The 10,151-nt window shown below is 74.2% G+C and carries 11 protein-coding genes; 4 read left to right on the top strand and 7 right to left on the bottom strand.

The window, feature by feature from the left end:
• Positions 1-421: 421 nt before the first annotated feature.
• Both E1200_RS02785 and E1200_RS02780 read right to left on the bottom strand, forming a co-directional pair.
• On the bottom strand, positions 422-745 hold the full coding sequence (locus E1200_RS02785; RefSeq protein WP_131950165.1) for a DUF3817 domain-containing protein: 324 nt from the start codon (positions 743-745) through the stop codon (positions 422-424).
• Between the two features lie 52 nt (positions 746-797).
• Complete coding sequence (locus tag E1200_RS02780; RefSeq protein WP_131950164.1) at positions 798-1,154, bottom strand: hypothetical protein; 357 nt, start codon at positions 1,152-1,154, stop codon at positions 798-800.
• Between the two features lie 115 nt (positions 1,155-1,269).
• On the opposite strand from E1200_RS02780, the gene E1200_RS02775 reads away from it, so the two are divergent.
• From E1200_RS02775 to E1200_RS02760, 4 genes are all read left to right on the top strand, one after another.
• Entirely contained in the window at positions 1,270-2,673 is a 1,404-nt protein-coding gene (locus E1200_RS02775; protein ID WP_131950163.1) for an SWIM zinc finger family protein, read from the top strand.
• Positions 2,670-5,327 (top strand): DUF6493 family protein, encoded by a 2,658-nt coding sequence (locus tag E1200_RS02770; RefSeq protein ID WP_131950162.1) that lies wholly within the window; start codon positions 2,670-2,672, stop codon positions 5,325-5,327. The genes E1200_RS02775 and E1200_RS02770 overlap by 4 nt, the downstream gene beginning before the upstream one ends.
• A 73-nt stretch (positions 5,328-5,400) precedes the next feature.
• Positions 5,401-5,943 carry a methylated-DNA--[protein]-cysteine S-methyltransferase gene (locus tag E1200_RS02765; protein ID WP_131950161.1) on the top strand — a complete coding sequence of 181 codons (543 nt, stop codon included), beginning with the start codon at positions 5,401-5,403 and terminating at the stop codon, positions 5,941-5,943.
• A gap of 57 nt (positions 5,944-6,000) precedes the next feature.
• Positions 6,001-6,615: a TetR/AcrR family transcriptional regulator gene (locus E1200_RS02760; protein WP_131950160.1), complete on the top strand. Its 615-nt coding sequence runs from the start codon at positions 6,001-6,003 to the stop codon at positions 6,613-6,615.
• Here E1200_RS02760 and E1200_RS02755 read toward each other — a convergent pair.
• The 5 genes from E1200_RS02755 to E1200_RS02745 all read right to left on the bottom strand — a co-directional run bounded on the left by E1200_RS02755 (position 6,612) and on the right by E1200_RS02745 (position 10,041).
• Positions 6,612-7,526, bottom strand: coding sequence for an oxidoreductase (locus E1200_RS02755; protein ID WP_131950159.1), 915 nt, complete (start codon positions 7,524-7,526; stop codon positions 6,612-6,614). The genes E1200_RS02760 and E1200_RS02755 overlap by 4 nt on opposite strands.
• Before the next feature lie 150 nt (positions 7,527-7,676).
• Positions 7,677-8,165, bottom strand: a complete 489-nt coding sequence (locus tag E1200_RS02750; RefSeq protein WP_131950158.1) for a glutathione peroxidase — start codon at positions 8,163-8,165, stop codon at positions 7,677-7,679.
• Between the two features lie 90 nt (positions 8,166-8,255).
• Complete coding sequence (locus E1200_RS33510) at positions 8,256-8,411, bottom strand: hypothetical protein (protein ID WP_165950176.1); 156 nt, start codon at positions 8,409-8,411, stop codon at positions 8,256-8,258.
• Between the two features lie 170 nt (positions 8,412-8,581).
• Entirely contained in the window at positions 8,582-8,740 is a 159-nt protein-coding gene (locus tag E1200_RS33505) for a hypothetical protein (RefSeq protein ID WP_165950175.1), read from the bottom strand.
• A 119-nt stretch (positions 8,741-8,859) separates the two neighbouring features.
• The gene (locus tag E1200_RS02745; RefSeq protein ID WP_131950157.1) at positions 8,860-10,041 is read right to left on the bottom strand and encodes an LCP family protein; all 1,182 of its coding nucleotides are present in this window, start codon (positions 10,039-10,041) and stop codon (positions 8,860-8,862) included.
• Between the last annotated feature and the right edge of the window lie 110 nt (positions 10,042-10,151).

Below are 10,151 nucleotides of genomic sequence, written 5' to 3'. Positions count from 1 at the left end.
CCCCCACCGGCCGGGCCGGCGGCATCACCCGAGCCGTGCCGCCGGCCCGGCCCCGGACACCGGGGCGCCGCGCAGGCGCTCTCCCCCGGGCACCGGGCGGGCACGCCGCCCGGCGCGAACGGAAAGGAGGTGAGAGGCGACCCGAAGCAGAACCGGCATTCCGCCGATGAACACCCCAGGCGGCCGGAACTCCGTCCGACCCCCGTCCCGGCCGCCGGCGCGGTCACTGCAGGGATGACCGCGGAGCCGGGCCCGTGCAACGCCACGGGCCCGGTTCACACCTGCAGGCCCAACCTGCCCGTGGACGACGCCGACGCCGATGCCACGGGCTCTCGGCTCGGCGTGCGGTGGCCGAAGCCGCGCGGCCTCACGGGCGCGGCGGACGCGGCACACCGCGGCAGCCCAGGGCCGGGCGGACGGGTCAGGCGCTCGCGCCGGCCTCCGCGGCGGGCAGCGCGCGCGCCTCTTGCACGATGCGGCGTTCGACGAAGAAGGTCATCAGGGGCACGACGCCGCCGAGGACGATCAGCACCATCTTGCTCAGCGGCCAGCCGGTGCGCCGCCACAGGTCGTAGGCGCCCACCAGGTAGACCATGTAGAAGAAGCCGTGGATGGGCGAGACGATGCCCACCATCTCCGGCATGTCGGTCGGACCGTACTTCAGCACCATGCCGATCGTCAGCAGCACGAGCAGCGTGCCGACCACCATGGCCAGGATCCGGTACCTGGTCACCGCGCCTTCCACAGATCACACCTTTCGTCGGCGGCCCGCCCGGGAGCGTCCCGGCGCGGCCGGGTCAGCGGCGCCCGCCGCCCTGCGAGTTGAGCCGCGCGAGGTACCGGTTGTAGGCGGCGAGGGCCGGGTCCTCGTCCTCCTGCTGCCGGATGATCTCCTGCTTGACCTCGGCCTCCGCGGGCTCCTCGATCACCTTGGGGGCCGGGGCGGCGCCGCTGCGCTCGTCGCGGATCATCTTGATCCACATCACGACCACGAACAGCGCGAAGATCGGCCACTCGAAGGTGTAGGCCCAGCTGCGGTCGTTGCCGCTCTGGGCGCGGTCGAACTGCCACCAGCCGAAGGCGAGGAACGCGCCGCACAGCACGATCGCCAGGGTGTGCAGCGCGAGCCAGCCCGGGGTGAAGAACCGTCGCACGTCACCGAGCCTACCCCCGCTCCGGCCGGGTCCGGCCACGACCCCGCCCGACGCCCGGACGGCGGGATCCTCCGTTCCGACATGATTTGTCGGCGGCCGCCTCTACCTTCACCGCATGGCGAGCAGCACAGCGGCGGCAGGGGCCGCGCAGTCGTACACCTACACGCGGCCGTCCGGACTGGACGGGGGGCTCCTCGGCCTCTCCACCTCCGGCGGGACGACGAGCGGCGGGCCGCGGGCGCACCCGCACTTCTTCAGCGGCGTCCTCACCCGGCCCGCGCCGGCCGCGGCGGCGCTGCTCGGGCTGGCGGACGTCGCTAGGACCCGGTACTTCCAGCCGCGGCCGAGCGCCTTCCGCGACCCGGTCGTCACGTGCAACGGCGACCGGCTGCGGATGGAGTCGTTCTCCGCGTGCGGCGGCGTGTACGCCCGGCTGGACGTGCTGGAGGCCGCGATGGACGGTGAGGTCCACGACCGGGGCACGACCAACGTGGACGTGAACGGCCCGCTGCGCGAGGCCCTCGCCCACGTGGGCGGCTCCGATCCGCTGCACCTGGCGGTCGGCGCCGACGAACTGGCCGTGACCACGATGGACGGCGCGGTCGTGGAGAAGAAGGTGCCGCTGCCCGACCGGTGGCTCCGGGGTTTCGCCGAGGTCCAGGTGCTCACGGCCGGGTTCGATCCGCGCGGCGAGCTGGCCGCGGCGGACGCCGTGCGCTTCCTGCGCTCGATGCCCCGCGCGCCGCGCGGCGCGCTGTGGGCCGTGCCCGCGGGGCGGACGCTGCGGCTCACCTCCCGCCCGTCCCCCGGCGCGGTGTGCCTGGCCGGTCCCGACCGCCTGCGGACGATGCTGCCGCTGCTCCGCTTCGCCACGGCCCTGCGCGTCTACGGGCCGACCGCCGGGGCCCAGAGCGGGCCGGTGTCGAGCGTCTGGGAACTGGAGCTGCCCGGGATGCGGTACGTCCTGACGCTGTCGCCCGGCCACGGGCGGGGCTTCTCCGGGGAGGGCGCCGTGCTGGACGCCCTCTCCACCGACGAGGCCGCGGCGGACGCCGACCTGATCGGCGCGCTGCTGTCCTTCGAGCCGCGGGTCGAACCCGACCTGCTCGCCGAGCGCTCCGGCCTCACCCCGGCCAGGACGAAGGCGGCGCTGACCCAGCTGGGCACGTCCGGCCGCGTCGGCTTCGACACCGCGGAGGCCGCGTACTTCCACCGCGAACTCCCCTACGACCCGGCGCGGGTCGCCGACCTCAACCCGCGGCTGCGCGCGGCGCGGGCGCTCGTGGAGGCCGGGGCCGTGCGGCTCGCGTCCGGCGACACGGCGGTCGTGCTGAGCAACGAGCAGGAGCGCAGGGTCCGCTTCATGGAGGGGCACGCGACGTGCACGTGCCCGTGGTGGTACGACCATCGCGGGGAACGGGGGCCGTGCAAGCACGTCCTCGCCGCGGGCATCGTCCGCCGCGAGGGCGCCGCGGCCGCCCGTCATGCAGGCGCCGCAGGGGCGGAGGCCGCCCGATGAGCGCGTGGGACGACGTGCGGAAGGCGATCGACGCCGGCGACCGGGACCGGATGGTCGGCCTCGTCACCGCGCTGGACGAGCCGGGGCGGCGCGAGGTCGCCAAGGAGCTGCCGGGCGCGCTGAAGGCGATGCGGTCCGGCTCCCAGTTCGGGTTCCTGGGCTGGGAGGCGCAGGAGCCCCTGCTGCTGGCCGGGGCGGGCACGATCGGCGGCCCGGCGGCCGCGGCGGCCTGGCTGTGCCGGCGGGAGCTGCGGCTCTGGTGGGCGCAGGACGGGTTCGCCGGCCTCTGCGCGGCGCTGTGCGCGGTGACGGCGGGCCGCCCGGACGCGTGGCGCGCGGAGGTCGGCCGCCGCGTCGCCGCCCGGATACGCGTTTCCGGGGACACGTGGTTCCTGTGGCATCTCTCGGCTGCCCTGACCAGGTCCGCCGGTGCACCGCCCCCGGAGTCGGACGGGTTCGTCGCAGGCTGGGCGGCCGAGGGCGGCCGCCCGGGCGGACTGGCCGGGGATCCGTTCCTGGTCCCGCTCCTCCCCAGGCTCTTCGAGGTGGACGGGGTGGGCGCCCTCCTCGCCGAGGACGCGACCCGGGCGGACGCGGCCACCTGGAACGAGCAGACGTGGATCGGCGCCCTGGTGTCCCTCGCCCGCGACGGCCGGATCGAGCGGGAGCCGCTCCTCGACGGGTGCGTCGGCCGGTTCCTCCGCGGCGGGAGGCCGCACGAGCTGCGCTGGTTCGTCCGCCTGCACAACGGGCTGGAGCCCACCGCCGACGAGGCCGTCGCCCGCGTGCGGGACTACGTCCGGCTGCTGCCCGTCGCGCCCTCGACCGTCGCCGACCTGGCGCTGCGGACGGTCCGCCAGGCCGACGACCTGGGCGCGCTCGACGCCGCGCTCTTCGAGGAGGCGGTGGGGGCGCTGCTGTTCCGTCCCGAGCGCAAGTTCCTGCGCGGCGCGCTGACCTGGCTGGACCGGACGGCCCGCAAGCGCGACCGGGTCGACGCCACGGTCACCGCGCTCACCGCGGCCTTCCGCTCCGAGGCCCTCGACCTGCGGGAGCGCGCCGTCAAGATCGCGGTGAAGCACGCCGCGCGGGCCGGCGAGCCCGCCCGCGCGGAGGTCCGGGACGCGGCCGCCGCCCTCCCCGCCGAGCTCCGCGCGGCGATCGCCGAGGCGTTCGGCGGGACCGCCGCCCCGGCGGAACCCGAACCCGTCCCGGAGCCGCCGCCCTTCGTCCCGCGCGAGTGGCCCGCGCCGATCGGCTCGCTCGCCGAAATCGCCGAGGAATTCACCGTCCACATGCGCGCCGCCCAGGAGTGGCGGTCCGTCGAGCGGTTCCTCGCCGCGCTGGTCGAGTTCGCGTACGCCGACTCCGCCGCGGTCCGCGAGGCCCTGCGCGGTCCCGTCTCCGACATCGCGCCGTGGCTCGCGGCGCCCGAGGTCGACCGGCACACCCGCGTCTGGATGGGGAACGACTGGGTCCAGTCCGCCGTCCGCAGCCTGTTCGCCACCGGCTCGGGCCGGTCGCCGGGGGCCAGGCTCCGTTCCGCGTTCCAGAGCTGGGACGAAGAGCCCGCGGGCACCCGCATACCGCTGATGGAGCGCTTCCTTCTCTGGCGCATGCGCGAGACCGGGTCCGCTTTGGGCCGGGTGCCGCTGCTGCTCGCGACTCCGACCGAGGGCGGCGGCCACGTCGCCCCGGACGTCCTGCTGGACCGGCTCGAACGGCTGGCGGAGGCCGGGGTCGAGCCGGCGCGGTCCGACCTGCTGCAGGCGCTGCTCCGCCTGCCCCGGGAGACCGACCCGTCCGCCGCGGCCCGCGCGAAGGCGCTGACGTCCAAGGCCGGCCGGACCGCGGCGTCCTGGCTCGCCCGGGGAGGGCTCGGCGACCCGGCCGTGGAGTGCGAACTCGGCAAGGCCGACCCGGCGCCCGGCGGCTGGCGCGGCATCGCGGAGCGCCTGGCGATCCGTGTCTCGTCCACGCCGGACGCGGCCGCCGACCCCGATATCGCCTACCTGTGCACCCTTCCCGAGGGGCGCCGGACGTACTTCCCGCCGCTGCGCTTCGACGGGCTCAGCGGCTTCTGGCCGTCGGTCCTGCCGTCGCACCGCGAGGTCGCCGCCGCCCACCTCCTCCCCCACATCGCGGGAACCGCCGACTTCGACTGGGGGCTGGGCCCCGTCATGAACGACGTGGCGGAGGCGGACGGCCCCGCGGGCCCGGCGACCGCGACGCTCCTCGCCCTCGCGCTGACGAGCCCGCACGACGGGGTGCGCGCCGACGCCGTCGGGGCGTTCCTGGTCCTCAGCGCCCGGGGCGCCCTCCCCGCGCCCGATACCGGCACGGCCCTCAGCAGGCTCCACGTCCTCGACGGCGCCCCTCTGCCGCGCATCGTGCGGGCACTGACGGAGGCGGCCGACGCCGGTGCGGGCGCCGACGTCTGGGCGACGCTCGCAGCCGCCCTGCCGCACCTCCTCCCCGGCCCCGGCGAGTCCGCCGCGGCCGGCGCCCCGGCCCTGCTCACCCTGGCGACCCGCGCGGCCGAGGCCACGGGGGCGAAGGGGGCGATCCCCGCCGTCGCGGACGTCGCCGCCCGGGGCGGTTCGACCCGCCTGGTCACGGAGGCCGCCCGCCTCCACCGGGCCCTTGCAACGTGATGGCGGCCCTTGGTGTTGACCCATGCGACTGGTACTGACCCCGGGGACGCTGGAGACACCGGAAGGAGCGAGCATGACCGAGACACTCGCGTTCGGCACGGTCGAGACCGTGCTCGGCCGCCTGCTCGTCGCCGAGACCGAGGCGGGGGTCGTGTCGCTGCACTTCCGCGACACGCCCGCGAACCGCGCCCGCACCGCGAAGGCCGCGGGCCTGCCCGTGGTGGAGGCCCCGGGGCGGCTGGCGCCGGTCCTGTCCGGCCTCCGCGACTACTTCGCGGGCGATCTGAAGGACTTCGAGGTCCCGATCGACTGGCGCCTGACCTCCGACGTCCAGCGGCAGGTGCTGGGGACGCTCTACGAGTCGGTCCGGTACGGGCAGGTCGTCACCTACGGCGAGCTCGGCGACCGCAGCGGCACGGGCCTCCACGCGCAGGTCATCGGGCAGGTGATGGGGTCCAACCCGATCCCGCTGATCGTGCCCTGCCACCGGGTGGTCGCCTCGAACGGCCTCGGCGGCTACAGCGGCGGCTCCGGGGTCGAGGTGAAGCGCTGGCTCCTCACCCTTGAGGGCGCGATCCCGGCCACCCTCGACTGGGACATCACCCGCGCCCCTTGACGGCGGCGCGGCCCCGGCGACCTACCTGTGGGTAGTCCGGGTACGTAGGATGGTGGCGTGCCGAAGATCAGTGAGCCGACCGTCGCGGAGCACCGCGCGCGGCAGTTGCGGACGCTGCTCGACGCGGCGCGCACCCTCGTGGCCGAGGAGGGCATCGAGGCGCTGTCGCTGGCGGAGCTGGCGCGGCGCGTCGGGCTGTCGCGGCCGGGCCTGTACGAGTACTTCCGGTCGAAGGACGATCTGGTCGCGGCGATCGTCGAGGCTGAGCTGCCGCGGTGGGCGTCCCTCGTCGAGGAGGCCCTGGACGGTCCCGGCGACCTGGAGGGCAAGGTCGGGGCCTACGTCCGGGTGCAGCTCGGCGTCATGACCGACGGGCGGCACGCCGCCGCGGTCGCGCTTGCCGAGCACGCGCTCGCCGAACCGGCCCTGGAGCGCATCCGGACGGGGCACGCGCAGCTGCTGCGGCCGCTCGTCGCCGCGCTGGAGGAGGCGGGCGTCGCCGACGCCGCGCTGCGCGCCGAGCTGATCCAGGGGATGGTCGACGCGGCGGCGCGCATCGCGCAGCGGACGCCCGGCGACGCCGAGGCGGTCATCGCGGCGACCCTGGCCCAGGCGACGCGGGGGCTGCGCCCGGTGTCCGAGGGCGCGGCGGCCGAGGGCGCGGTGTCTTAGGGCGCGGCGGTCGCGTAGGCGACGCCGGTGAGGGTCTCGGAGACGTCCCAGAGGCGCGCGGCCTGCTCCGGGCGGTTCGCCCGCGGGGGCGTGACCACCTCGATGGGGGCACCGCGGAACTGGAGGATGCGGGGGCCGTAGCAGGCGCCGCCGTGGACGTCCGGGGCGGTGGCGGCGTAGAGGGACGGCAGGGCGCCCGCGGCGGCGGACTGGGCGACCACGGCGTTGCCCAGGCCGGTGGCCTTCTCCATGAGCTTGCTGCCCTGCATCCTGGGACCGGTCTGCTGGAGGTTGGTCGCGGCGTAACCGGGATGCGCGGCGACGCTGGTCACCTCGGGGACGCGGCGGTCCAGCTCCCGCGCGAACACCAGGTTGGCGAGCTTGGACTGGGCGTAGGCGTTCCACTTGCGGTAGCGGCGCTCGCCCTGCAGGTCGTCGAAGTCCAGCCGCCCGGACCACGCGAACCCCGACGTCACCGAGACCACGCGGGGCGCCTCGGCGGAGCGCAGCGCGGGCAGCAGGAGGCCGGTGAGGGCGAAGTGCCCGAGGTGGTTGGTGCCGAACTGCATCTCGAAGCCGTCGGCGGTCGTGCGATGCGGGATGGCCATCACCCCGGCGTTGTTGACCAGGATGTCGAGGGGCGCGTCGCCGTACCGCTCCGCGAACGCGCGGACCGACGCCAGGTCGGCGAGGTCGAGGGAGGCGAGGGTGACGTCGGCGTCCGGCGCGGCGGCCCTGATCCGGTCGAAGGCCGTCTGGCCGCGCTCGGCGCTCCGGCAGGCCAGCACGACGGACGCGCCGTGCCGGGCGAGCTGCAGCGCGGTGTGGTAGCCGATGCCGCTGTTGGCGCCGGTGACGATCACCCGCCGGCCCCGCTGGTCGGGGATGTCGCCTGCCGTCCACCCGCGCATCGGGCACCTCCACGTCGTATCGCGGCCAACACGTCATATCGCGGCTACACAAACTAGACGCGCACTTGAATAGCGGACAACCCCGGTGCGCGATGTGGCGCGATTCACACCGCCGGACGCGCCCTCCGGACGGGAGGGCGCGCCGCCGGCTCAGGCCGGCAGGTTCTCCTCGATGGCGGTGACGACCTCGGCCGCCTCGGGCTCGGCCTGCGGCGCGAAGCGCGCCGCGACCGTGCCGTCGGGGGCGATCAGGAACTTCTCGAAGTTCCACCGGATGTCGCCGGTGTGGCCCTCGGCGTCGGCGGTGCCGACGAGGCCCCGGTAGAGCGGGTGGCGCCCGTCGCCGTTGACCTCGACCTTCTCGGTCATCGGGAACGTGACGCCGTAGGTCGCCGAGCAGAACTCGGCGATCTCGTCCGCCGTGCCGGGCTCCTGCCCCATGAACTGGTTGCAGGGCACCCCGAGGACGGTGAAGCCGCGCTCCGCGTACCTCTCCTGCAGCCGCTCCAGGCCGGAGTACTGCGGGGTGAGGCCGCACTTGGAGGCGACGTTGACAATGAGCACGGCCTTGCCCCGGTACTGGCCGAGGTCCGCGGGTCCGCCCCGCAGGCCGTCGATCTCTACGTCAAAAACAGACATGAGGCCGATCCTAGGAGATCACCCCCCGTGACCGGCCACGTCCTCACGATCTTCCGGCCGCCGCCGGACGGGTCCGGCGGCGGCGCGGCCTCAGGTGCCCAAGGCGTTCACGAACGCCGCGAGCTGGCTGCCCGCCTCACCGAGCTGGCTGAAAGCGTTGTTGACCACGTTGGCCGCGTCCGTGGGCGAACTCAGCAAGTAGAAGATGACGAACGCGATCGCCACATAGCGGAGGTTCTTCTTCATCCGTACGCCGTCCCTGGTTGTAGCGCAGCGACACAACTGACCCGATCCAATTGTGCCCCGGCGCGTCTGGCCGCAAAGCGCGATTTTACTGTCCCGTCGGGGCAACCGCTTGGTGGCCGCGCGCGAAGAAGCCCCGTACCGCGCGGGGTACGGGGCCAGGGAGCCGTCCGTCAGCTCGGGATGGCGCTCATGAACTGCGACAACGACTCGGCGGCGGTACCGAGCCCGCCCAGGGCGTTGTTGACGAGCCTCGCCGCGCCCTCGGGTCGGCTGATGACGTACCACACCCCGAACGCGATGCCGGCGATCTTCATGTGCTTCTTGTTCACTGCAACCACCCTCTGCGGTCAGATGACTACCGAGAGTGTTTCCCAGTGCCGCCCCATCAGAGATCAACGGCGCGCAAAGAGCCGGTCAGGTCCCGTTGGCCCCGGACCGCGCCGGAGCGCTACTTCTTCTGGACGACGTCCTGCGGGATCGGCTGGTCCTGCTTGATCGCGTCGAAGAGCCTGGTCGCCTTGGCCCGGTCCCAGGTGATGTACGAGCCGACGCCCGCGGCGCTTCCGCTGCCGCCGATCGGGACCGTCGTGGACACGCCGTCGCCGCCGCTGACGCCCTTCATCGCCCACATCATGCGCGCCAGGTCGTGCAGGTGGTCGCCGTCGTCCACCAGGAAGTTGCTGGTGGAGTTCATGGCGAGCGGGACGCTGCGGAACGGGTTGAGCAGCGTCCCGGGACTGGCGGCCTTCTTCATCAGCGCGCCGAAGAACTGCTGCTGGTTCTCCACCCGCTGCAGGTCGGCGCGGGCGTAGGCGCGCGTCCGCACGTAGCCGAGCGCCTGGGCGCCGTCCAGCGTCTGGCAGCCGGCCTTGAGGTTCAGGCCCGCCTTCGGGTCCTTGATGTCCTCCTTGACGCACATGTCCACGCCGCCGATGGCGTCGACCACCCCGACGAAGCCGTTGAAGCCGATCTCGGCGTAGTGGTCGATGCGGATCCCGGTGGCCTGCTCGACGGTCTGGACGAGCAGCTTCGGCCCGCCGAACGCGAACGCCGCGTTCAGCTTGTTGCGGCCCTTGCCGGGGATCGGGACGTAGGAGTCGCGCGGGAGGCTGATGAGGGACGTCCCGCCGGAGCCGTAGTGCAGCAGCATCATCGAGTCGGTGCGCCGTCCCGACGCGAACCCCGTCCGCAGCCTGCGCTGGTCCGCCTTCGACAGGCCCTCGCGGCTGTCGGAGCCGACGATCAGCCAGTTCGTGCCGGGGGTGTCGGCGACGCGGCCGGGGTAGTCGACGAGCACGGACTCCCGCTTCAGCCGCGAGTCGAGGTAGAAGTACCCGCCGGCCAGGACCAGCAGCAGGACGACCGCGATCGCGCCGAACACCCGCCCGCCGCGGCGCCGCCGGCGGCGCCGGGGCGGTGGCCCGCCGTACGGGTCGCCCTGGTCGTACCGCCCCGCGCCGCGGAGCTGGTCGCCGGCGTACGGGTCGTCGTACGGGTCGTAGGACTCGCCGTAGCGTTCCCGGCCGTAGGCCGCGGGCTGGTGGTGCTCCGCCCGAACGGAGTGGTGCCTGCTGCGAGCCACGCGGTCGCCCTCCTTGCGTGTCCAGCCCTCCGGCCAGCCGTCGCTCATGCCGTAGACCTTAGAGCTTCCCGGACGTTCCCCGCGTCCTTCTCCTGCATGATTGTCCGCTGGTATAAATCACCGCTCTATGTGACACATGAAGCGGAAAGCGTCCTCCC

Origin of the sequence: Actinomadura sp. GC306, assembly GCF_004348665.1 — a bacterium.
Taxonomy (GTDB): domain Bacteria; phylum Actinomycetota; class Actinomycetes; order Streptosporangiales; family Streptosporangiaceae; genus Spirillospora.
The sequence above is the reverse complement of the archived record's forward strand: the minus strand, read 5'-3'. Positions and strand labels throughout refer to the sequence as shown.